The organism is Enterococcus sp. AZ109 (genome assembly GCF_051714625.1).
Classification (GTDB): Bacteria; Bacillota; Bacilli; order Lactobacillales; family Enterococcaceae; genus Enterococcus_A.
On sequence record NZ_JBIOSF010000001.1, the window covers coordinates 1993887 to 2018281 of the forward strand.

A 24395-nucleotide genomic window follows, 5' to 3' on the forward strand; every position below is an offset into this window, starting at 1 on the left:
ATGCAGCAAGCAGTCATTAATAAACAAGTGTTTACCACTGAGGGTGGGTGTAATGCTTGCGGCTTCCAAAGCTACATTACCTACACACTTCATTTTGAAGATGGCCAAACTTCATTGTTGGATGAGTACGATGTCCCTTCAATCGTTACAGCTTTAGTAATGAAAAATGGCTGGCGACAAACGTATATTCAGGTGGATATGGGGGAAGAAGCATTAGTTTTTAAAAGAGAAGATCAACAAGTAGAAGTAGAGGATCTCGGGACTATGTTGGTGTATCAGGGTGTCCACCAAGCATACCCAATCCCAAAGGTAATTCCAGAAACTGAAGTACTCTTTCAACGTATCAACCAATTACTTCAAGACGTATTTGACTGCGAAGGCTATATACTTTCTGAATTAACAAGATAAGAAAAGGCAAGAACTTTTAATTTCAAAAGTTCTTGCCTTTTTTGTTTTGATAAAAATATTATTTTTGCAACTCTTGCCAAGTCCAGTCGGTTACATCAACCAGATCTTTTCCTTCGGTGCGGATGTAATCATGATGGCGTTGCAGAATTTCATCCATTTCCTCCGAAAATTCAGCAGCAGCTTCACCGTGCACCGCAGTGGCGGCATCTTGTGCTAAGTGGAAACGGTCCATTTCGCTAAAGACGCGCATATCAAATGGTGTCGTAATATCTCCATTTTCCCGGTAACCATGGATGTGCAGATTATGATTATGACGATCAAAGAAGAAATCGCGGATCATATTTTCATATCCATGGAAAGCAAACACAATAGGCTTATCTGTTGTAAACAAGTCATCGAATTCTTCATCACTTAATCCCCGTGGGTCATTGTCAGGATGACGCAGTTTTAAAATATCTACCACATTGATAAAGCGAATCTTCATTTCTGGATAGTGCTTGTTTAGGATGCTGACAGCCGCTAATGCTTCTAAGTTTGGTTCAGTCCCGGCAGCCGCAATGACGATATCCGGTTCACTGTCACCATCAGTACTTGCCCAGTCAATGATCTTCATTCCTTTATCGACTAACTCTTCAGCCTCTTGAACAGAATAGAATTGTGGGCGTGGGTGTTTGCTGGAAACAATCAAGTTAATTACTTGTTCTTCCTGCAAGGCCTTGTCCATAACTGCCATCAATGAATTGGCATCTGCTGGCAAATATTCACGAATAAATTCTGGTTTCTTCTCAGCCAAATGAGATAAGATACCTGGATCTTGGTGAGTATAGCCGTTATGGTCTTGTTGGAAGACAGTGGATGTTGAAATTAAGTTTAATGATGGATAATTTTTGCGCCAAGGTTGATCACTGGCTTTACGCATCCATTTAAAATGTTGTGTCAACATCGAATCGACTACTCGTAAGAAAGATTCATAGCTGGCAAAGAAGCCGTGACGCCCAGTTAAAACATACCCTTCTAAGAAGCCTTCTGCTTGGTGTTCAGATAATTGACCATCGATTACGCGGCCTGCTGATGCCTGCCATTCATCATAGCTTTTCTTAGGCTCTAGCCATTGGCGATCGGTTACCTCAAAGACCTTATTCAAGCGATTAGATTTGGTTTCATCGGGACCAAAAATCCGAAAATTATCAGGATTATTTTTAATAATGTCACGAGCATGACCACCAAAGACGATCATATCTTGGGCAGTTACCGCTCCCGGATGAGACGTATCTACAGCTAGTTCTCGCCAATTAGGCATATTCAATGGTTTTGGATCAATTCCGCCATTAGTGATTGGATTAGTTGCCATCCGCTTATCACCTTTAGGAGCAAGCTCACGAATTGACTCAATCAATGTGCCATTTTCGTCAAATAGTTCTTCAGGATGATAAGACTTTAGCCACTCCACTAATTTGTCGGCATGCTCCATGTGTTCACCATCGACCGGAATTGGCACTTGGTGTGCTCGGAAGGTTCCTTGGATTTGTTCATTATCCCATTCTTCGGGACCAGTCCAGCCTTTTGGCGTACGGAAAATAATTACCGGCCATTGCGGCATCGTTGCCTCTTCAGCAGTCCCTTTGCGTGCTTCTGCTTGAATCGCTTTGATCTCTTCGATTACTGTATCCAAGGTCTCAGCCATAACTGGATGAACTTTTTCTGGGTCAGTCCCTTCAACAAAATAAGGCTTCCATCCCATTCCTTCAAAATACTTAGTTAAATCTTCATTACTCTTGCGAGAAAGAATCGTTGGATTAGAAATTTTCCCACCATTCAAATAAAGGATTGGTAAAACTGCGCCATCATTAACTGGATTAATAAAGACATTAGAAAACCAGCTGCCAGCTAGCGGTCCTGTTTCTGCTTCGCCATCACCAACGACGGTTGCTGCAATTACGTCAGGATTGTCTAAGATAGCACCAGTAGCGTGAGAAATGGAATAGCCCAACTCGCCGCCTTCATGAATGGAACCCGGCGTTTCCGGTGCCGCATGAGAAGCAATTCCGCCAGGGAAAGAGAACATCGTAAAAAGACGTTTCAAACCGGCTTCGTCTTGTGTTACTTCAGGATAAATTTCCGTGTAGCTGCCATCAAGATAGGAATTTGAGACCATTACTTGACCACCATGACCAGGGCCTTCAATGTAAAACATATTCAAGTCATACTTATTAATTACCCGATTCAAATGGGCATAAATGAAGTTCTGACCAGCAATCGTTCCCCAGTGCCCAATCGGATGTGTTTTGATATCTTCTTTTTCAATAGAGCGCTTTAATAAAGGATTGTCCTTTAAATAAATTTGAGCAACGGAAATATAATTGGCTGCTCGCCACCAAGCGTTTAGACGGTCGAAATATTCTTTAGAATCTACGTTTACTGTCATAATTAGAAGCTCCCTTTTTAGTATTTTTTACTATAAAGTATCCAGTTTCACTATAGCGCGATTAGAAAAAATTGTAAAACAATCAGTCTCTTGTTGCAGCAAGCCATAGTTAAATAATGAGACTCATTGACGAAAAAAAGCTAGCTGCTCAGTACCAAGTTGCATAAAGAGATAGAAAAAAAGTATATTGAAGGAATAGATAACTTTGGTTTGATCAACTTTTTAATGTAACAACCAGTAAGTCGAAGCAGGTGCTAAAAAAGAAGGTCCCATGTTGCATAAAAAACACTGAATATTTTGGGAACAACACTTGTAGTATTGTAAGCGATTTTATAATAAATTGTAGTTGTGAGAGGGATAGCTATGAACTTAGAAAAACGAACAAATCAAATCTTTATTGAGTTGATCAACAATCCGCAACTGGCTAGTAAGTCCTTATGCGAGAAGTTTGATCTATCACGCGGCCAGTTAAATTATGCCTTAAAAAAAATCAATGAATCTTTGCAGGATGAAAAGCTGGGGGTCATTAAACGAACAAAAAATGGTCGCTTTATCATTCCAAACGAAACCTTATCCTATTTTAAAGGTGGTGATGAAACACTCGGGGAAGTCAAAGAAAATTATGTATTTTCTGGCAAAGAACGAGTATGTCTGATTGAACTAATGCTGTTAAGCAAAGAAGACTATCTTTCTTTGAACCATTTTATTGATGAATTACAGGTTAGTCGTAACACGATTTTACGGGATTTAAAAGAGACTAACTTAGATGTCAGCCGCCATGATTTAGCCTTAAAATACACGCGAAAAAAAGGCTATTTCATTGATGGTGACGAATGGAACAAGCGTCAATTACTATCAAATGTCTTGAGCCACCTAGCGGAAATGTACAATGGAATTCAATTTATTATCCAGTTTGCCAACTTGGATGTTGATAGGATCGAAACCTTCCGTAAGCGAGTGGAGTTAATTGAAGAGGATTTAAATGTTCAATTTACCGATGAGCGCTTGAAAATTCTGCCGTTGCTAATCATTTTGTTGATCCGACGAGCACAAAAAGGCCGGTTAATCTCCTACAGCTTTAAAGTGAACTATCGAGAACTAGCGGATACGAAGGAGTATTTGGCAGCCGACCGGGTAGTTTGGGATGTAGACGGCATCAGTGAAAATGAGCGGGTATACTTGACACTGCTGCTTTTGACCACCAATCTTTCCCGCGGAGACATTCTTTCAGTCAAGGAAATTAACAAAATGAAGGAAGCACTGGAAGAGGTTATCGCTAATTTTGAAAAGATTGCCGGCGTTAGTTTAGAAAATAAAGAAAAGTTATTGGAGCGATTACTGGTTCATATGCGACCGGCTTATTATCGAATCAAATATCATCTGAATTTGCAGACAAAATATTATCAGGAAAATAAAGATGCAAATCTATTCTCGCTAGCTTATCTAGTCAAAGAAGCCAGTGGTCCATTGGAGGACTTTTTCGGGCAGGAAATTCCTGAAGCTGAGTTGTTTTTCATCTCCTTGTTTATCGGCAGCCACATCATCGAAAGCACAGAAATCATTCATCCGGAAAACCGCAAGAAGGGCATCATCGTTTGTCCTAACGGCGTTTCAATAGCGGTACTGCTGGAAAATACGTTGCGCAACCTGTTGCCGGAAATTGACTTTATCGCATTGATGTCAGCTAGGGAATTTTATCAAAAGGAATATGAAGCTGATTTTATCTTCTCGGCTGTTCCGTTAAAAACCGAAAAGCACGTGTTTGTGGTGAACAGCTTTTTGACAGAGCAGGAGAAAAAACAGCTGCGGGAACGAGTTTTGCAGTCAACAGCGGCGATTCAGCCAAGAGTGGTGACGCCGGAGAAGGTTTTAGCGGTGGTGAAAAAGTATGCAACTATCACCGACGAAGATCAGCTGTATAACGAGCTATTAAATTTATTTACCCCGAAGGAATCAAAAATTTTATCAAGGAAACGTCCACGCTTAGTGGATTTATTAAAAGGGGAAACCATTCAGTTATTTGAAGAGCCGATTGACTGGCTGACAGTACTGGATGAGTTGGCTCAACCGCTGAAAAGGCAGCAGGTAATCAATGAGAATTATATCGAAGCATTAAAGGAAGAAATGCCCACCTTGCCAGCCTATACAGTACTGCGCAATCGAATCGTCCTGCCTCATACGGTTCCCGAAGCAGGAGCATTAGGCGTCGGCATCAGCTTAGGGATATTGAAGCACCCGTTAACCGCTGATGATGGCAGCCGGATTAAGACCGTGGTATTGCTGGGATCCAATGATAAGGATGAACATATTGATTTAATCTTTGAGCTAATGAGTTTAGCAGGTGCCAAACAAATTGACCAATTGGAACAAGCGAAAAATGAAGAGGAAGTTCGAGCAGCTTTACTAAGCTTTAACGAAGAATATTGGAGGTAATTAGATGACGGCAGAAACGAAGCTAAGCGGATATCTGAAAGAGCCCTTGATTTTTGTTCAGGAGGTTTACGATTCCCGCCATGAATTATTGGAACATGTATACCAGCGAGCGTATGACTTAGGCTGGGTGCGGAAAGATTTTTTAGAACGAATTAAAGAACGGGAAGAAACATTCCCCACCGGAATTCCGTTGCAAAATTTAGGAGCAGCGATTCCCCATACTGATTCAGAATGTGTAGTAAAGGAATTCGTAGCTGTTATAACTAATAGTCGACCTGTTGTTTTTAATAGCATGGAGGATAAAGATGTTCAGGTGAAAGCCGATATTGTATTTGTTTTAGGCTTGAATCAGCCCCATGCTCAACTAGAAATGCTCCAGTCCTTAATGGGGTTATTGCAAAATGAAGCAGTGTTATCTGAGTTGCTGCTGGCATCAAATGAAGAGTCTTTGTTAAAAATCGTAAAAAAAAATAACTTATAGAATGGGAGAAACAAAAATGAACAGAAAAGTAAAAGTATTAGTCGCATGTGGAGCAGGAATCGCAACATCAACCGTGGTAATGAAAAAGGTAGAAGACTTGTTTGCCCGTAATGAAATTCCGGTTGAAATTACTCAAATCAAAATCGCAGAAGCGGCAGCCAAACAAGATGAAGCCGATATTTTGATTTCAACCACGATGTTGCCGACAGAATACAGTATTCCAGCGATCAAAGCGATGGCCTTCTTAACGGGGATTAATACCGAAAAAGTTGAAAAAGAAATTTTAGAAGCCGTTAATGCAATTCAATAGTGGTATTCCAGCTATTCGATAGCCTTAATCAAGTCGTTTAGCTGGGAATTCCACACATCAGAAACAGAATAATTTTTCATGGAAAATTTATTCATAAGCACAAATCAAAGGAGGAGTTAAGTGAATGGATAGCTTAACGAACGTTGTACAGAGTATTTTGAACATGGGTTCAAGTGTCGTGCTACCGATTATTATGTTTATTGTAGGGATTGTGTTTCGAGTTCCGTTGAAAAAAGCCATTGTTTCGGGTCTTACGGTTGGTATCGGGATGATTGGGATTAATCTAGTCATTAATTTATTGACCACAAGTGTTGGTCCTGCAGCACAGGCAATGGTTGAACGTTTTGGCTTAAACTTAACAATCATTGACGCAGGATGGCCAACAGTCGCAGCTGGTACTTGGGCGCAACCAATCGCAGCTGTGATGATTCCAATTATTTTAATCGTGAACCTGATCATGTTAGCAATGAACTGGACAAAAACACTAAATATCGATATTTGGAACTATTGGCATATGAGCGCTGCTGCAGCAACCGGTTACATTGTAACAAATAATTTCCTGTTTGGCATTGTTTGTGGGATTATTTATACCGTTTTTGTACTAATTATTGCCGACAAGACCGCACCAAAAATGCAAGAATATTATGGTTTGGAAGGGGTCAGCTTACCAACAGGCTCGGCACAAGGCTATGCAGTCTTAGCAATTCCGATTGGCTGGGTGATTGACCGTATTCCGGGGATCAACAAACTAGACGTAAAACCAGAAACGATTCAAAAACGTTTTGGTATCTTTGGGGAACCAATGATCATGGGAATTATCATCGGGGTATTCTTGGGCCTCTTAGGCGGCTATGATATCTCAGGTATCCTGCAAATTGGGATGACGATGGGCGGCGTGATGTTCTTAATGCCGCGGATGGTTAAAATTTTGATGGAAGGGTTAATTCCAATTCAAGAAAGTGCCCAAAAAATGTTACAAAGCCGCTACGGCGATCGTGAAATTTATTTAGGCATGGACGCTGCCTTGGCAACGGGCTCACCTGCGGCCTTATCAACAGGTCTGTTAATGGTTCCAATTACTTTGTTCTTAGCCGTTATTTTACCAGGGAATCGCGTGTTGCCATTTGGAGACTTAGCAACCATTCCTTTCTTTGCTGCGTTGGTTGTACCAAGTCGTAAAGGAAACATTTTACACTCCGTTCTTTCGTTAACTGTCGTGATGGCTGTAGCTTTACTAATGGCTACCGACTTTGCGCCAACTTTAACAACGATGGCAGAAGGAATCGTCGAATTTCCAGAAGGGGCTGCTCAAATCAGTAACTTAGATACCGGCGGAAATATCTTAAACTGGATCTTCTTAAAATTAGCACAACTAGTGAACTCAATCATGTAGGAGGCATTTAAATAAATGAGCGAAATGATGAAAGGTGTCTCAAAGCAGGCGCCAGGTTATGACCAAATGGAATTTATTGACTTACCAGTACCTGAGGCAACCGAAGACAAGGTATTGATTAAGGTAGCCTACACCGGAATTTGCGGATCAGATATTCACACTTTTAAAGGAGAGTACAAAAATCCTACCACACCAGTGGTTTTAGGCCACGAATTTTCCGGGCAAGTGGTTGCAGTTGGAGACAAGGTAGCCAAAGTAAAAGTAGGCGATCGGGTGACTAGTGAAACCACCTTTACGGTTTGTAACGAGTGTGATTATTGTAAGGAAAAACAGTACAATCTTTGTCCGAATCGTAAAGGAATTGGTACGCAGCAAAATGGCAGTATGGCAAATTATGTATTGGCCAGAGAAGAAAGTATCCATCTTTTACCCGATGGCTTGAGCTATGAAGGTGCCGCAATGAGTGAACCATTGGCTTGCTGTGTTCATGCGATGTATCAAAAAAGCCGCCTGGAATTACAGGACAAGATCATTATCATGGGCCCAGGGCCAATCGGCTTGTTCTTGCTACAAATTGCGAAAGACATTGGTGCGTTTGTCATCATGACCGGAATCACGAAGGATGCCCACCGGTTAGAATTAGCGAAAAAAATGGGTGCCGATGTAATTGTTGATACGATGAAGGAAGACTTGACACAAGTTGTCGAAGCGGTGACCGATGGTTATGGCGTCGATAAAGTATACGATGCTTCTGGTGCTCTGCCGGCAGTGAATGCCAGCCTACCTTTGATGCGCAAACAGGGAGTATTTGTTCAAGTCGGCTTGTTCCGAGATAAAATGAACGAATTAGACTTGGAAACCATTATTCAACGAGAAATCGAGTATGTGGGCAGCCGCTCACAAAATCCCTATGACTGGCCAATTGCGATTCATTTGTTGGCTAAGGGGGCGATCCATATTGATGAAATGATTACTAAAAAGTATCCGCTGGAAGAATGGCGTACCGCCTTCGACAAAGTAATGGAAGGTAACGAAATTAAAGTCATGATTGAATCCAATCCGGATGAGTTTTAAGAAAACGGTAGCTTCAGACAGTGAAATGTCTGGGGCTATTTTTTATTTTTTCAAAAGATAGCGTTTACTAAACGACGTTTTCAAGGTAGACTAGGTGGAAATTGAAAGAGGTAGGTGAAGAAAGTGGAATTAGATAATCGGAATGTACATATTCTACAAATGATTTCCTCCAGTGTCCAAATTACGTCCAAAGAATTGATGGAAAAGCATCAACTTACCCGAAACCAACTAGATTACTCCATTAAGAAAATCAATGATTTTTTGAAAGAGAACAATTATGAACCGCTGATTCGTTCCCGTAAAGGTCACTTTGTAGTGGATACTAAAGTAGTGGATGATTTTTCTGGCTTAGCCAATAGTGAAAGTCGATTGAAAGCAACAGAGAGCAGTTTTTTAGATGAGGAGTATCGGTTACTAGTCATCTTATTACTGATCTTTTCCTCAGACTATCTTTCTTTATATCACTTTTCCGATACTTTGGAAGTGAGCAAAAATACAATTGTTTCTGATATAAAAAAGTTGAAAGCCTATCTAAAAAAGCATCGGATCACGATCGAATATTCTCGTAAGAAAGGCTATTACTTTAAAGGGAACGAAGAGGTCATTCGAGGAATTATTCTTTCAATCACTGACCAAGTGATGGAGTCGATTTATAACACAGTCATTTTTCACAAGTATCTTATGATCTCAGAAGAAGAAATCGAAGAAAAAAGAAAATTAATTCGGATGATTGAAACGGAGATGCAAGTCCACTATACCGATAACCGGATTCAAACGGCTCCATATTTTCTAAATTTACTCACCAAGCGTGTGCAAAACAAACACATACTGGAACCTCGTTTTGGTGAAATGGCTAAAGAAGTTATGGATACTAGAGAATATGCAGCAATCGCAAAGGTCTTGGCAGGTAGATATGAATTGCCGAAAAATTATAGTGAGCATTTGTATTTATGCTTGTTCATTTTATCGCTAAAAATTACTGATTTAAGCAATACTTTTTCTTTGAATACAGATGCCCTTCGAAGTTACATTACAAAGTTTATTCAAGTGTTGGAAAAGAATATTGTAATTCAATTAAATGATAAAGCGCAGCTAATCGAAAACCTGACATTGCATTTAGCTCCAGCATATTATCGTATCAGATACGGTTTAACCTCAGAATACACCATTACAGATTTTGTGAAAAATCAACTAGATCCATTATTTTTCATGGTGAAGTCCTCGATCGCTCCTTTGGAAGAATTTTTCCAAGAACGCATTCCCAATGACGAGATTTATTTAATCACGATGTTCGTAGGTGCCTATATGCAAAAGGAAAAACCCATCAACGAAAGTAAAACTACTGTAAATGCCGTAGTTGTTTGTCCTAATGGAATTATCAGCTCTAAGCTGCTGGAAAACACCTTGGATAACTGGTTTCCTATGATTCAGTTCATTCCCGCTTTTTCGATTCGTGAATTCTACGAAAAAGAACAAGAATTAGATGTTCAGCTAGTTTTTTCCACGACACCGCTAACGACTCAGTTACCAGTAATTGTGGTAGGCAACGACTTGTCAGCTATGAACAAAAATCTGGTCGTAAACGAAGTTATTCAGTTGATCTACAAAATCGACAGTTACAAGCTTCAACCAGAGCACACGTTAGCAATTGTCAAAAAGTATATTGACTTAGCGCCAGAAATCGAAGAAAAAATCCGGAAAGAATTGATGATTTCCTACAATTCAATTTTCCAAATTCAAGATCAAGAAGTGTTGACGAATGAAATTAAGCTGCATCTTTGTGACTTAATTACACCAGAGAGCATTATTTTGTTGGAAGGCAAAGAAACCTGGGAAAGTGTATTGCAAAAAACAACTCAGAATTTGATCGAACGTGACATTGTAGAGCCCCGCTATTTAACGAGTCTACAGGAGCAGTTTCCTACCGTTGTACCAAATATTTTGTTAGGAAACAGCGTGGTTATTCCTCATACTATTCCCGAGAATGGGACAAAAAGTTTAGGTATGTCTTTTGCTAAGGTTACAAAAGGGTTCCAAAGTGGTGACCAGCGCTTTTATTATGTGGTTGTCATTTCGGCAATCGACAAGAAAAAACATATCCAACCCATGATGGAGCTGCTGAAAATTGCCAGTGACCCAAAAATGATTGGAAAATTAGCAGCCGCAGCAGATAAAGAAGCTATTTTATCCGTCATATCAGCTGCAAAAAAATGATTTTCAACTCCTCTGACATTAAAAGTCCGAGGAGTTTTCTTTGTACTAGCTAGTAAAAAAGTTTGTGAAATCAACGTTTTCAGCAATTCATACAAGTATTGCGGAATTCATTGAGTAAAAAGTGATTCCAAAACAAATATAAAAGTAAGCGGTTCCGTGTTATCTTTTCATTAGCAAGAGAAACACATAAATAAAATAAGGAGGAGAGAGCGTGCTCAAAAAAGAATTATTATTTTATAAACTAGCACCAGATGATTACGAATCATTGGTTCGTTTTCTTGGCGGGAAGATGGAAGAGCTGGGTTATGTTAAAGCCAGCTATGTGCCGGCAGTTATCGAACGTGAAAAAGGCTTTCCTACAGGACTAAATATGGGAGATTACGGAATTGCTATTCCTCATACCGATCGGGAACATGTTCATCAATCGGTTTTAGCGATTGCTACGTTGGCAAAACCAATTCAAGTTCATTCAATGATTGATCCTAGTCAGGTAGTAGAAGTTTCGTTAGTCATACTGATGGCGGTAGAAGATCCCGATGGACAAGTCAAAATGCTCAGTAAGCTGATGGGGCTTTTTCAAGATGTTGAAACTTTAAAGCAGCTTGAATTGTCTAATTCGTCGGACGAGATGTATCAAATATTATCAAAGTTAGAATTAGAAGTTGTATAAAAGCAAAATATTCAAAGTGAAATACAACTCAACAAGATGATCAAAAAAAGTTTAATCAGGAGGAATTTATTATGAAACAGTACAACGTATTATCAGTTTGTGGATCAGGAACAGTTACCTCATCGATGGTGGCAGAAAAACTAAGAGAAGCTTTAGAAGAAAAAGGCTATCGAATTACGACAACGGAGGCTCGTCCAACTGAAGCTTTACAGTTGGCACAAGGGGGTAGCTTTGATTTCATTACTTACACTAGTCCTTTACCAGATGGAGACTATGGTGTTCCCATCGTTAATGCGATTGGCTTTTTAACAGGATTTGGTGATGAAGAATTTCTAGAAGAGATCGACGGTGTTTTAGCCGAATTAGATAAACAGTAGGAGAGTAGGAGGGGAAAGAATGAAGCACTACAAAGTCTTATCGGTCTGTGGATCAGGTACAGTGACTTCCTCTATGGTAGCAGAAAAATTGCGTGAATCGTCGGAAGAAATGGGCTTTTTTATTACGACAACGGAGGCCCGTCCAACAGAAGCGTTGCAATTAGCGCAAGGTGGAATGTTTGATTTCATTACTTACACCAGTCCGTTGCCAGAAGGAGACTATGGAGTGCCAACGGTAAATGCAATGGGGTTTTTAACTGGCTTTGTCGATGAATTTTTGGCGGAGGTCGCAAAAGTTTTAGATGAGCTAGAAAAAAATAAACAGTAGAAAAGGAGAAATAAGATGTTAGAAACGTTAAAAAGTGTGTTTGATACGTTTGGCTCAGCGGTTTTTGTCCCGGTCATGATTTTTGTGGTAGCCAAAGTATTAAAAGTAAAAACACAAAAAGCTTTCCTTTCTGGTTTGTACGCTGGTGTGGGGTTGATGGGCTTTACTCTGATCTTGAATTCTTACACACCCATCATTTCAGAAGTCGTCCAGCAGATGGTGGATCAAACCGGAATCAATTTACCATCCTTTGATGTGGGATGGCAGGCAACGGCACTTGTAGCTTATTCAACAGAAGCGGGCATGATTTATTTAGTTATTGCACTAGTGCTTCAATCGGTATTGTTCTTAGCAAAATGGACCAATGTTTTTCAACCTTCCGATCTTTGGAACAACTACTCCTACATGGTATGGGGATCAATGGTGTACTTAGCTACAGGCAACATGGTTTTAGCCATTGTTTTGATGTGTCTGTTGAATATGTACAGTCTGTTATTGGCAGAAATGTTAGCCCGCAGATGGTCAACTTATTACAACTATCCTAACTGTACAATTATCGCCATGCACAATATTGAACCAGGGATTTTCGCCTTAATTATGGACCCGATTTGGAATATGTTGGGCTTACACAAGGTTCGGATGAATCCACAAGGACTACAGAAAAAATTGGGTTTCTTAGGTGAACCAATCTCACTTGGTTTGTTCTTAGGGTTATTCTTGGGAATACTTGGCAACTTTAGTCAATTGACTAGCTTAGATTCCTGGGGGCAAATTACGCAAGTCGGTATTGCAACGAGTGCTGTAATGGCGATTTTCCCGAAAGTAGCTGGGATCTTTGCTCAAGCCTTTAATCCAATTTCGCAAGCAGCAAGTAAAAATGTTCGTGGAAACAACAAAGAGCGAGAATGGTTTTTGGGAGTTAACGATGCAACGGGATACGGTGAACCAGCTACCTTGATTTCAGGAATTATCTTGATTTCGATCATGGTTGCACTAGCAATGATCCTTCCAGGTAACGAAACATTACCAGTAGTTGACTTGTTGGCGATCCCTTATATGGTACAAGCTTTAGTATGTTTAACAAACGGAAATATTGCTAAAACGATTTTAAATGGGACGATCTGGTTCAGCTTAGGGCTATATATGTGTACCTACACTGCGCCAATGTTTACAGAAATTGCTCAAACTGTAGGGGTGACTCTGCCAGCTGGAGCTTTGATGGTTACTAGCTTCAATATTTTAGGAAAACCAATTTTTGGTTTAATTTTCTTAGCTTTCTTAAGTCAGAACCCGATTTTAATTGGTTTAACCATTGTTGTTTACTTCGTTCTTTACTTCTTATTCCGCAAAAATAAAGAAGCATTTTACAGCTACCTTGAACGGTCAGCAGCAAAGAATAATGGTGAAGAGCCAACTGGTGAGACAAAAGTAGCGTAGGAGATGAAGAGATGTCAGCACAAATGGAAGCAAGCGTATTAGTAGCACCGGGGGTTTTGGAATTAAAAAAAGTGGAAATTCCAGCAATCGGTGAACATGAGGTTTTGATAAAAGTAGCTTACGCGGGAATCTGTGGGTCAGATGTGCCCCGCGCAAACTTAGAAAACGGCGCAAGAATGTACCCGATCATTTTAGGCCATGAATTTAGCGGCACTGTTGATAAAGTGGGATCAAAAGTGTCAAAAATTAAGGTCGGTGACAAGGTAGCTGTTGCACCATTAATCCCTGATCCTAATTCTGAATACACAAAAGAAGGAAACTTTGGGCTTAGTGATAATTATAACATAATCGGTACTGGGAGTAATGGGGCTTTCAGCGAGTATGTCAAAGTTCCTGAAGACCATGCCGTAATTATGCCGGAGGAATTAGATCTGCTTTCAGCGGCGGGTGTAGAACCAGCAACAATCAGTTGGCATGCTTTACGCAGAGCGCAAGTAGAGGTAGGAGATACAGTCGCTGTTTTAGGTTGCGGACCGATTGGACAATTTGCTATTCAGATTGCGAAAATTTTCGGCGCAAAAACGGTTATTGCAGTCGACATTTTTGATGATAAATTGCAGCTAGCCAAAGAATTAGGAGCTGACATTGCAATTAACAGCAAAGATGAAGACTTAGAAAAAGCAATTAAAGTCGTGGCCGGCCTAGGAGTAGACGTAGTAATTGAAACTGCCGGCAGCAAAATTACCCAAAAGCAATCGTTATTGATTACCAGAAAACATGGTCGAATTGTCTTTGTGGGAATCTCTCATCAAGACTTGCCTTTATCAGAAACAGAAGCTGAACGTATCATGCGGGCGGAATTAACCATTACTGGTTCTTGGAATTCTTATACAGCCCCTTATCCAGGTCGAGCATGGGAAGCAACGCTAGACGAAATGTCGAAGGGTCGAGTCAAGTTTAAAGAAATGATCTCCCATGAAATCTCATTAGGGGAGTTGTCAGATGTGCTGCCTAAAATGTTTAAACGAGAATTGAACTACAATAAGATTGTGGTTGCTGTTAACCCAGAATAGGAGTAGCGATTATGTTAGAGAAATTAAAAGAAGAAGTTTTTCAAGCCAATTTGGAGCTGCCAAAGCATGGCTTAATCAAATACACTTGGGGTAATGTCAGTGCTTTTGATAAAGAAACTCAGTATTTTGTCATTAAACCAAGCGGAGTAAGCTATGAGAACATGAAGGCTTCCGATATGGTAGTCGTTGATTTAGAAAATAATGTAATTGAAGGGGAATTGAATCCTTCATCTGACACACCAACACATGCGGTTTTGTATAAGGCATTCCCAGAAATTGGCGGGATTGTTCATACCCATTCAACTTGGGCGACGATCTGGTCGCAAGCTGGTTTGGATTGCCCAGCGATGGGAACGACACATGCGGATACCTTTTATGGATCAGTCCCCTGCGCTCGGTTGTTAACTCAAGCAGAGATTGATGAAGGCTATGAACACGAAACAGGGAATGTGATTGTTGAAACTTTCGCAGAACGTGGAATTAAACCGATGGAGATTCCAGGAGTGTTGCTCCATGGGCATGGACCATTTACTTGGGGCAAAGATGCAGTCAGTGCAGTGATGAATGCAGTGGTTTTAGATGAAGTGTGCAAATTAAATTTGTTTACTCGTCAATTGAACACTTATGCGGGGAATTTACCGCAACGAGTACTAGATAAGCATTATTTGCGCAAGCACGGAGCCAATGCCTACTACGGACAATAAAAAGATGCGAATAGCCAGCTCAATGAGTTGGTTATTCGCTTTTAAAAAAATGAATAAACATCAGGAGGAAAAACAAATGCTAAGTGAATTATGTACATTGATCGGTTTCGCTTTTTTTATCAAAATATTTTTTGATGGAGCTAAGAAAATTATTGTTGGATCTAATGGGGATATTGTTAAGAATAAAACGTATGCGATTCATGCTGGACTGGGTTTTGCCTTCATTATAGTTAGTCGTCTGCTATTGTTGTTCTTATAATAAGGAGGTAATGTAGTGAATATACACAATATTTTAACGGCACCTTTTATTCAAGAGATGTGTGAAGCCACCGATCAGCTATGGCAATATGGCTGGGCAGAACGTAATGGTGGAAATATCAGCTACCGTCTGCCTGCTGATGAAGTGCAGTATTATCTGAATTTAGATCAAAAATTCCCAATGATTGATCTATCTTTTACTATTCCTGAGTTAGCTGGGGAGTTTTTCTTAGTTACGGGATCAGGAAAATATTTTAAAAACGTCAAGCACAATCCCGCCGACTGTTTAGCCTTAATTCGAATTACCAAATTAGGCGATCAATATGAGCTGATATGGGGACTAGAAAATGGTGATGTACCTACGAGTGAATTAGCTTCTCATTTAAAATGCCATGCCGTTCGCTTAAAACAGGATGCCAATCACCGTGTCATTTTACATACTCATGCCTCAGCGATCTCAGCGATGACCTTTATTCATGAACTAACGGATCAAGCTTTTACAAAAACTTTATGGCAAATGATTACCGAATGTTTAGTGGTGTTCCCCGATGGCGTAACAGTCTTACCTTGGATGGTTGCTGGAACCAATGAACTAGGGGAAGCTTCAGCTAAAAAAATGAAGGATTGCCGAATCGTAGTATGGCCCCATCATGGCATCATGAGTGCCGGACAATCAATGGATGATGCTTTTGGTTTGATTGAAACAGCAGAAAAAGCAGCCGAAATCTATTTGAAGATTTCTTCAACTAATCAACCAGTGGGACAAACAATCACAGATCAACAACTATGGGCTTTAGCAGATGCCTTTCAGGTGACACCACGATCAGGAATTTTAGAAGCGAGGGAAAGTGATGACTAAGATTGTAGTTGTAGGCGATCCCTTTGTTCCAGCCACTAGCTTAGTTAAAGCAGCCCAGCAGCTGGATTTGTCAGGAACTGTGGAGATCAAGGCTTTTGACTGGTGTTTGCAGCAGTCACGAGAAGAATTTCGCCAGACAATTAAAATAATTGAGCATGAGGGTCCCAATGACTTTGAATTACCAGAAGGATTAATTGCCGCCTTGAAAGATGCAACCATCTTGCTCGTACACATTGCACCTGTGTCCAAAGAAATGTTGCAGGCAGCTCGAAAATTACAGTTGATCGGTACCTGTCGCGGAGGTTTAGAACACATTGATTTAGCAGAGTGGGAAAAACGGCCAGAAGTTCAGCTCCTGCACGTGATCCGTAACGCAGAGCCGGTGGCAGATTTTACGATTGGCTTGATGTACAGTGTGGTTCGTAATATTGCCTATTCATATAAAGAAGTTCAAGCCGGCAATTGGCCACAGCATTTTCCTAATGATCAGTATAAAACGTCACTTTCTACTATGACCGTTGGATTAATCGGATTGGGATATATTGGTAAATTGGTTGTGAAAAAGCTTAATGGACTAGGTATTCCAGTCATAGCTTACGATGTATTTGCAGATGAAGAAGAGCTAAAAAACGCTGGATACCAACTTCAGTTAAAAGATATAGAAACTATTTTCCAACAGGCAGATATTATCTCACTGCATCTCAGAGTAGTACCGGAAACAATCAATTTGATTGATCAACAACTATTGCGACTAATGAAACCTAGTGCTTATCTAATTAATACAGCCAGACCAGATATTTTGAATAAATCCGATTTTTACGAAATACTGGCACAAAAAAGAATCGCTGGAGCTGGAATTGATGTAGTTTGGGAAGAACCCATTCCAAAAGATGATCCTTTATTAAATTTAGATAATTTGATTATTACTTCGCATATTGCTGGTGATACTATTGACGCAATTGAGCGGTCGCCGGAATTACTGGTACAAGAATTGAATCGTTACTTAAAGCAAGGAAAATCCGAACTGCTTATCTGTCATAAAAATGCATAATCATCTAAAGGCTAAACGGCATCCGTTTGGTCTTTTTTTCACGAGTTCACGAATTAGTGCACGTTTTTTTTCGAAATGAAAAAAAAGACCGTATTAATTTTCGATGAGCAGGCTCCTATACTGAGAATGTAATCAAGGAGAGGTCAGCCAATAGATCAACAGCTTGGCAAAATGATCGACGAATTGAAGCTCGAATTAATTTTTCGTTTTTAGAAAAATTAATCTAGTATTAGGAAGCAGGAGGAACAACGCTATGACAGATTGGTTAAACATTGCAGGCAGAAAAGTAATTGTTACAGGTGGTTCATCAGGCATTGGTGCAAGTATTGTTTCAGAATTATTAGCGTCAGGTGTTCAAGTAGCAAATTTTGATTTGCGTGAAGGCATTCAGCAGCACGACAACCTAACGTTCTTTGCAACCGACATTTCATCAAGAGAACAGGTGGAAGCAAATGTAGCGAAAGTAGAGGAACAGTTTGGCACAATTGATGGGTTAGTAAACAATGCAGGAATTAATGTTCCAAGATTATTGGTAGACGCTAAAAATCCCCATGGAGAATTTGAATTATCAGATGCTATTTTTGATAAGATTTTCGCCATTAACCAAAAAGGCCTCTTTTTAATGAGTCAGGCAGTTGCTAGAATAATGGTAGGAAACAAACGCGGCGTAATCATCAACATGTCTTCTGAAAGTGGAATTGAAGGTTCTGAAGGGCAAAGTGCCTATGCAGCAACTAAAGCGGCTGTTAATAGCTACACTCGGTCATGGGCAAAGGAACTGGGTAAGCAAGGTGTCCGAGTGGTGGGAATTGCTCCCGGTATTATGGAAGAAACTGGTCTGAGAACGATTGAATATGAAACAGCCTTAGCTTACACTCGCGGAATCACTGTGGATGACTTACGAAAAAATTACAGCAAAACCACAACGATCCCATTAGGTAGAAGCGGTAAATTAAGCGAAGTGGCAGATCTAGTTTGTTACTACTTATCGGATCGCGCAAGTTATATCACTGGAGTCACAACCAACGTCGCAGGTGGTAAAACAAGAGGTTAGTGAAAGTGGGGTAATAAGATGGCGTTGGTGAATCGTTGGTATCAAGTGTTGCAGCATTTTATTACTCAAGATCGGCTGACCTTAGATGAGTTGCAGCAGATCACCGACACAACTTCACAGACAGTCAAAAAAACCATTCTACTATTGAATGAACAATTGGAACACATTGCAAAAATTGTGGAGTCAGCTGGTGTGTATCAATTGAAAGTAATTGATTCAAAACAGTTTGAAGAAGTGATGAACGGCAGTTTAAAGCAGGAAATGGATTTTAATTCTAGTTCTAAACGAATGGCCGTTCTAATCGAGTGCTTCATTAAAAGTGATGATTACGTAGTGATTGATGATCTATCAGAGATGATTGGTGTCAGCCGTTCGACAGTTAACAAGGATCTGCGAAACTTAAAAACAATCTTAGCTGAGTTTGATCTTTCGCTAATTGGTACACCTAATAAGGGGTTACTGCTGCAAGGACAAGAAGAAAACTTGCGAATGCTCTATTTATATCATGCTTATGACTACTTAGAGCATGATGGATTAAACGAAAATCTTCTACTATTAATAGAAGAAATCTCTTTAACGAAAAAATTAGATTTTCGAACATCGGGCTTGCTGAAAAAGGTAATTACCTTAACTTCTGAACGAATCTTAGAGGGGAACAACCTTTCCGAAGCGATTCCTTATTATGTCAATTACTTTGCCGAGGATCCTCAATTAGAGGAGCTGCTGGTTACTTTAGAAGAAAGCTACAGTATCACTATTAGTCAATTTGACTTTGACTTTCTTTGCTTCCCATTGAATATTTTCAACAACAATGTCGTAGATGACCGCTACTCAGAAAATCAGGAAGTTAAGACCTTGTTCCAGATTATGTTAGAAGCGATTCATGAAGCAGTAATTATTTCAATTGATGAAGCAGAATTGTTCAATAGCTTAAAGGCACATTTTATGTTTTTAGCCAATCGTATCATTTTCCGAGTCCATGCCTATGATATTTTTGGTCAGGATTTTCGTTTAAAGCATGCCTTTGCTTATGAACTAGCCGACATAGGTATTCAAGCTTTAGCTGATTTTTTAGGAAAACCAAAACAGGCCACAGAAATTTCCTACTTGGCGATCTATTTTGAGTTAGCGTTGAAAGCCGATACTAGTGGAAATTTCAAGGAAATTGCGATTGTCTGTAACACCGGTAAGGGAACAGCATTGATGATTAAACGTCAGCTGGGAAATGTATTAGGACCGAATATTCGAATTGCTCATTACTCAGAAGAAGAGTATCATACCAAAGATTTGAATCGCTATTTTGCGATATTTACAACAATCCCTTTGGAAGAAACCAAGGTACCAACCACCTTGATTAAATTAACTGATTTATTCAACGACAATTGGCTGTTAGGTGAGTGGAAGCGGATTATGGCTTCTAAAGCGGCATCATTTGAAAACATTCAGTTTTATTTTGAGGATTTAAATCCTCGAGCAACTTACGAGCAGAACCTTGTACAAATGCTGAACCGACTAGCTGAAGAAAATTGGACAGATGAGGAATTTAAAAATTACATTTTATTGAAAGCGCAGGAAGAATCAGCTGTGATCGAAAATGGCATTGCATTTCCTCATGGTATCAATAACCATAGTGGTCGCATTATTGTTTCGATTGGTTCCTACAAGGAACAAACTTCAATTGATGAGATTGAATTGGTTTTCTTGGTGGCTATTCCAGCCGATCTGACAGTTGAAGCAGAGGATGAACTGCTAAGCTTTTACGACACGATCTTTACTATTTCATCCAACCCGCGCTTACGGGCGCAAGTGAGAACGGTTTCTTCTAAAGAAGATTACACGCGCTTACTGACGAAAGGAGAAGTCTAACATGAATATCTTTTTCTTAGGTGCTATTGCTCTTGTTGCTTATATTGTTCAAATGTTCCTAGGCTTAAAACAAATTAAAAATTTCAATACGGTGTATGGAAGAATGCGACGTAATGGAAAAGTTGCCATCGGACGAAGACCGGGAAAAATTGCTTCGGGGACTATCCTATTATTTTCTGTTGATTCAACTGGTTTGATTAAAGAAGCGGAAATGATGCAAGGAACATCGATTCTGGCTCGTTTCAAACCAAGACCTCAGTTTAATGGCTTAAATGTTCACGAATTGAGTGAAGATCATCCAGTATTATTGAAGGAAAATAAATTAACTCGTCAGGCAGCATTGAATGCACAAGAAGTCTATTTAAAAGTAGAAAAAGGCAATTATCAAGAGACAAAACCTGTCTCACCAGTTATGAATCTGGGAGTACAGTTGTCATTAATGAAACAATCAATTCAAACAAAGTTTACTAAAAGGAGTGTATAAAAATGGATTTTCTAATTAATTTTGCGGAAGGGTTCATGGGACTTTTCCAAACAGGTGCAGAGACATTTATTAGCTGGATGACGGGGATCGTACCAGTTGTATTACTTTTGATGGTGGCAATGAATACGTTAATTGCCTTCTTAGGAGAAGAGCGGGTAACCAAAGTTGCAAAGGCTTCTTCTAAAAACCCGCTGACTCGTTACTTGATTTTGCCATTCGTTTCAGCTTTCATGCTGGGCAATCCGATGTCATTTACCATGGCTCGTTTCTTGCCTGAATATTACAAACCAAGCTATTATGCCTCTCAAGCACAATTCTGTCACACAAGCAACGGCGTGTTCCCTCATATTAATCCAGGTGAATTGTTCGTTTGGATGGGGATCGCTCAAGGGATTACGGCTTTAGGATTGAACTCAATGGAGTTAGCGATTCGCTACATGTTAGTCGGAATTGTGATGAACTTTATCGGCGGCTGGGTAACAGACTTTACAACCGCTTTTGTTTGTAAACAACAAGGAATTGAACTTAGCAAAGACGTTGCTAGCGTAGAATAAGACGGAATAAAGGAGAGAATACCATGGCTTATAAAAGTATAAAGATTGTTAAAGGTAACGGCGGATTTGGTGGACCATTAGTAATTACTCCAACTGAAGAAAAACATAAATTTATTTACGTAACCGGCGGCGGTGAAAAACCTGCCATTGTTGATCTAATTTCAGAATTAACAGGAATGGAATCAGTGAATGGCTTTAAAACTTCTATCCCTGATGACGAAATTGCTTTGGCGATTATTGATTGCGGAGGTACCTTGCGCTGCGGGATTTATCCTAAGAAAAATATCCCCACCGTTAATATCGTACCAACTGGAAAAAGCGGTCCGTTAGCTCAATATATTAATGAGACGATCTATGTTTCGGCGGTTGGCCCAGAACAAATCATGTTAGCTGACGAAAACGAAGCAACCGTCGCTGCAGGAACCGAAGCGCCAAAAGAAGAAAAGAAATTCAAGTATTCTACTGATAAAAAGATTACCGAACAACGGGCAGAGCAGCAAAGCTTCATCGCTAAAATTGGGATGGGCGCTGGTAAAGTTGTAGCAACCTTCAATCAATCAGCCCGTGAAGGTGTGCAAACCATGATTAACACGGTCATTCCCTTTATGGCCTTTGTATCATTACTGATTGGGATCATTCAAGGTTCTGGCGTCGGTACGGTATTTGCCAACTTAATGAAACCTCTAGCTGGAAATGTAGTCGGTTTGATTATCATTGGCTTTATCTGCTCACTGCCTTTCTTATCCCCGCTTTTAGGACCTGGTGCTGTTATCAGTCAGATCTTAGGAACGTTGATCGGGGTAGAAATCGGCAAAGGCAATATCCCGCCACAATTGGCTTTACCAGCATTATTTGCCATTAATACCCAAAATGCCTGCGACTTTATTCCGGTTGGTTTAGGGTTGGAAGAAGCCGAAGCGGAAACTGTAGAAGTCGGCGTGCCATCTGTATTGTACTCTCGTTTCTTAAACGGCGCTCCCCGGGTTGTCGTAGCTTGGCTAGCAAGTTTCGGTATGTACAGTTAAACTAGAAGTACTAAGTAGTTAGTTAGGAGAGATGACAAATGATTTATGAAACGGAAGTAACCAATATTGGTCCTGAGGCCGAAATGTTTCAAGCGGAAAATATGCTGATTTTCTTTGGGAATGAAGCACCAGAAACCTTAGCAGATTATTGCTACAACATTGTCTTGAAGTCTTCAACAGGTGATATCACTCCCGGTATGACCTTCACCTTTGATGATCAAAGCTACAAGATTACGGCAGTAGGTGATGTGGTGAAAAAGAACTTGGATGATCTAGGTCACATTACTTTACGCTTTGATGGTTCAACCGAGGCGGAATTGCCTGGTACCTTGTATGTAGAAGACAAAGAAATGCCGACAATTCAAGTCGGTACTAAAATCAGTATTCAATAAGAGATACCTTCTTGGAAAAGTTTTGCATTTTCGATTGAGAAATGTCAGACTTGAACCAAGAAGGTATTTTTTTGCGGGGTGAAGAAGATGAACGTGTTAATTATGCCGGATTCCTTTAAAGGAAGTCTGTCGGCGCCGGAGGTTGCGACTGCGATCAAGAAGGGAATGGAAAAAGTTTTACCGGAGATGAATTGTCAATTGTTGCCAGTAGGCGATGGCGGGGAAGGGACACTGGATGCCTTAATTAGCAGTTTAAATTTGGCAATAGCAACAGTAGAGGTAACAGGACCCTTTGGTGAAAAGGTCAATATGCGTTATGGTTTTAAGGCAAACCAAGCGTTTTTTGAAATGGCTGATTTAGTCGGTCTGCCGCAGATTCCTGAAGAAAAGCGGGCACCTTTACAATTACAAACTAAAGGCTTAGGTGAGCTACTAGTTTATTTAACCCAGCAAGGCTTCAATGAAATCGGCATCGGGGTTGGCGGCAGTGCCAGTGTCGATGGCGGGATTGGTTTTGCGGCTGGACTAGGCTATCGTTTTTTGGATGAAAAGGGCGAATAACTATTACCGATTGGGGGAAATCTTAGTAAAGTTGCAGCTGTAGAAAAATCAAAGCTAGAGCTAAAGAACGTAACAATTAAGATTATTAACGATGTGCAAAATCCTTTGTGCGGCAAGCAAGGCGCAGCTGCCGTTTTCGGTCCGCAAAAAGGCCTGAAGTCAGAAGAAATTCAAGTTGTCGATACAGCTTTGAAGCATTTTTATCAAAAAGTCCAACCAGAAATCTTATCATTAAAGGGTGCGGGGGCTGGCGGTGGTATGGCATCAGGCATTGCAGCTTTTGCATGTGGTGAGATTGTTTAAGGGATTGATTATGTCTTGGACTTGATAAAGTTTGACGAAATTGTAAAAGCTGCTGATTTGGTGATAGTTGGTGAAGGAAGGATGGATCACCAAAGCTTGGCAGGAAAAGCACCTGTAGGAATCGCCCGGCGTGTTCCGGAAGAAATTCCTGTAGTAGCAATTTGCGGCAGCGTTGATAAAGAATTAACTAATACAGTCAAATCAGGAATCGATGCGGTGTTTCCGATTTTACATCAACCAGAAGATTTAGCAGCAGCTTTGACAGATACCGAAGCGAATCTGATCCGTACAGCAGAAAATGTGGCTAGTCTCTATCGCGTATTCGTTGAAAAAAATTGACAATAACGAAAACTGTATCGAGTTGTATAGGATAACAACAGAAGCATCGTTCAAAATACCTACACTATTTTTAAGAATAGAGAAAAATTGTATAATACTTGAATTGTATTTTTCTTTCGGTTGGTCAAGATATAACAATGTCTGAAAGTTGAAAGACTAGTAATGGTACTATCAATTGAGAAGTAATTAAGTAAACTGATAAATTGTCGTGCCGTGGTATTGACACAGCAATTGAAATACGGAAAAAATAATTACGCAAATGAAAGGCTCTCATTAACAGAGAATTTTTGTTAATGGGAGCTTTTTTGACCTGTTACATAGT

Annotated in this window: 23 protein-coding genes and 1 pseudogene; 23 read left to right on the forward strand and 1 reads right to left on the reverse strand. The window is 40.1% G+C overall.

From position 1 onward, the window contains the following. On the forward strand, nucleotides 1–408 hold the full coding sequence (locus IGI42_RS09495; RefSeq protein ID WP_438715600.1) for a DUF4809 family protein: 408 nt from the start codon (nucleotides 1–3) through the stop codon (nucleotides 406–408). Between the two features lie 58 nt (nucleotides 409–466). On the opposite strand, the gene IGI42_RS09500 is transcribed toward IGI42_RS09495, so the two are convergent. Then, nucleotides 467–2833: a phosphoketolase family protein gene (locus tag IGI42_RS09500; RefSeq protein ID WP_438715601.1), complete on the reverse strand. Its 2367-nt coding sequence runs from the start codon at nucleotides 2831–2833 to the stop codon at nucleotides 467–469. Nucleotides 2834–3196: 363 nt separating this feature from the next. Here IGI42_RS09500 and IGI42_RS09505 point away from each other — a divergent pair, with 363 nt between their 5' ends. The 22 genes and pseudogenes from IGI42_RS09505 (at nucleotide 3197) to IGI42_RS09610 (ending at nucleotide 24073) form a co-directional block, all read left to right on the forward strand. Continuing rightward, complete coding sequence (locus IGI42_RS09505; RefSeq protein WP_438715602.1) at nucleotides 3197–5266, forward strand: BglG family transcription antiterminator; 2070 nt, start codon at nucleotides 3197–3199, stop codon at nucleotides 5264–5266. Between the two features lie 4 nt (nucleotides 5267–5270). Beyond that, the gene (locus tag IGI42_RS09510) at nucleotides 5271–5747 is read left to right on the forward strand and encodes a PTS sugar transporter subunit IIA (RefSeq protein ID WP_438715603.1); all 477 of its coding nucleotides are present in this window, start codon (nucleotides 5271–5273) and stop codon (nucleotides 5745–5747) included. Between the two features lie 16 nt (nucleotides 5748–5763). Next, on the forward strand, nucleotides 5764–6057 hold the full coding sequence (locus IGI42_RS09515) for a PTS sugar transporter subunit IIB (protein WP_438715604.1): 294 nt from the start codon (nucleotides 5764–5766) through the stop codon (nucleotides 6055–6057). A 124-nt stretch (nucleotides 6058–6181) separates the two neighbouring features. Next, nucleotides 6182–7450: a PTS galactitol transporter subunit IIC gene (locus tag IGI42_RS09520; RefSeq protein ID WP_438715605.1), complete on the forward strand. Its 1269-nt coding sequence runs from the start codon at nucleotides 6182–6184 to the stop codon at nucleotides 7448–7450. Between the two features lie 15 nt (nucleotides 7451–7465). Beyond that, nucleotides 7466–8524, forward strand: coding sequence for a zinc-binding dehydrogenase (locus IGI42_RS09525; RefSeq protein ID WP_438715606.1), 1059 nt, complete (start codon nucleotides 7466–7468; stop codon nucleotides 8522–8524). Nucleotides 8525–8647: 123 nt separating this feature from the next. Next, on the forward strand, nucleotides 8648–10738 hold the full coding sequence (locus IGI42_RS09530) for a BglG family transcription antiterminator (protein WP_438715607.1): 2091 nt from the start codon (nucleotides 8648–8650) through the stop codon (nucleotides 10736–10738). Nucleotides 10739–10949: 211 nt separating this feature from the next. After that, nucleotides 10950–11408 (forward strand): PTS sugar transporter subunit IIA, encoded by a 459-nt coding sequence (locus tag IGI42_RS09535; protein WP_438715608.1) that lies wholly within the window; start codon nucleotides 10950–10952, stop codon nucleotides 11406–11408. Nucleotides 11409–11479: 71 nt separating this feature from the next. After that, on the forward strand, nucleotides 11480–11785 hold the full coding sequence (locus IGI42_RS09540) for a PTS sugar transporter subunit IIB (RefSeq protein WP_438715609.1): 306 nt from the start codon (nucleotides 11480–11482) through the stop codon (nucleotides 11783–11785). A 19-nt stretch (nucleotides 11786–11804) separates the two neighbouring features. After that, nucleotides 11805–12113, forward strand: a complete 309-nt coding sequence (locus IGI42_RS09545; RefSeq protein ID WP_438715610.1) for a PTS fructose transporter subunit IIB — start codon at nucleotides 11805–11807, stop codon at nucleotides 12111–12113. A gap of 15 nt (nucleotides 12114–12128) precedes the next feature. Next, nucleotides 12129–13550: a PTS galactitol transporter subunit IIC gene (locus IGI42_RS09550; RefSeq protein WP_438715611.1), complete on the forward strand. Its 1422-nt coding sequence runs from the start codon at nucleotides 12129–12131 to the stop codon at nucleotides 13548–13550. 11 nt (nucleotides 13551–13561) lie between these two features. Next, complete coding sequence (locus IGI42_RS09555) at nucleotides 13562–14623, forward strand: galactitol-1-phosphate 5-dehydrogenase (RefSeq protein WP_438715612.1); 1062 nt, start codon at nucleotides 13562–13564, stop codon at nucleotides 14621–14623. An 11-nt stretch (nucleotides 14624–14634) separates the two neighbouring features. Then, a complete protein-coding gene (locus IGI42_RS09560; protein WP_438715613.1) occupies nucleotides 14635–15327 on the forward strand; it encodes an L-ribulose-5-phosphate 4-epimerase in 693 nt (230 codons plus the stop codon). A 76-nt stretch (nucleotides 15328–15403) separates the two neighbouring features. Then, nucleotides 15404–15586, forward strand: a complete 183-nt coding sequence (locus tag IGI42_RS09565; RefSeq protein WP_438715614.1) for a hypothetical protein — start codon at nucleotides 15404–15406, stop codon at nucleotides 15584–15586. 15 nt (nucleotides 15587–15601) lie between these two features. Next, nucleotides 15602–16444, forward strand: coding sequence for a rhamnulose-1-phosphate aldolase (gene rhaD, locus IGI42_RS09570; protein WP_438715615.1), 843 nt, complete (start codon nucleotides 15602–15604; stop codon nucleotides 16442–16444). Next, complete coding sequence (locus tag IGI42_RS09575) at nucleotides 16437–17495, forward strand: 2-hydroxyacid dehydrogenase (RefSeq protein ID WP_438715616.1); 1059 nt, start codon at nucleotides 16437–16439, stop codon at nucleotides 17493–17495. Before rhaD ends, IGI42_RS09575 begins: the two co-directional genes overlap by 8 nt. Nucleotides 17496–17748: 253 nt before the next feature. Continuing rightward, nucleotides 17749–18549: an SDR family oxidoreductase gene (locus IGI42_RS09580; RefSeq protein ID WP_438715618.1), complete on the forward strand. Its 801-nt coding sequence runs from the start codon at nucleotides 17749–17751 to the stop codon at nucleotides 18547–18549. Between the two features lie 18 nt (nucleotides 18550–18567). Further along, the gene (locus tag IGI42_RS09585) at nucleotides 18568–20415 is read left to right on the forward strand and encodes a BglG family transcription antiterminator (protein WP_438715619.1); all 1848 of its coding nucleotides are present in this window, start codon (nucleotides 18568–18570) and stop codon (nucleotides 20413–20415) included. Between the two features lies 1 nt (nucleotide 20416). Beyond that, a complete protein-coding gene (locus tag IGI42_RS09590; RefSeq protein ID WP_438715621.1) occupies nucleotides 20417–20899 on the forward strand; it encodes a transcriptional regulator GutM in 483 nt (160 codons plus the stop codon). A gap of 2 nt (nucleotides 20900–20901) precedes the next feature. Next, nucleotides 20902–21453 carry a PTS glucitol/sorbitol transporter subunit IIC gene (gene srlA, locus IGI42_RS09595; protein ID WP_438715623.1) on the forward strand — a complete coding sequence of 184 codons (552 nt, stop codon included), beginning with the start codon at nucleotides 20902–20904 and terminating at the stop codon, nucleotides 21451–21453. A 23-nt stretch (nucleotides 21454–21476) separates the two neighbouring features. After that, the gene (gene srlE, locus IGI42_RS09600; protein WP_438715624.1) at nucleotides 21477–22478 is read left to right on the forward strand and encodes a PTS glucitol/sorbitol transporter subunit IIB; all 1002 of its coding nucleotides are present in this window, start codon (nucleotides 21477–21479) and stop codon (nucleotides 22476–22478) included. A gap of 38 nt (nucleotides 22479–22516) precedes the next feature. Continuing rightward, the gene (locus tag IGI42_RS09605; protein WP_438715625.1) at nucleotides 22517–22870 is read left to right on the forward strand and encodes a PTS glucitol/sorbitol transporter subunit IIA; all 354 of its coding nucleotides are present in this window, start codon (nucleotides 22517–22519) and stop codon (nucleotides 22868–22870) included. A gap of 87 nt (nucleotides 22871–22957) precedes the next feature. Next, nucleotides 22958–24073, forward strand: a pseudogene (locus IGI42_RS09610) (glycerate kinase). Nucleotides 24074–24395: the final 322 nt, after the last annotated feature.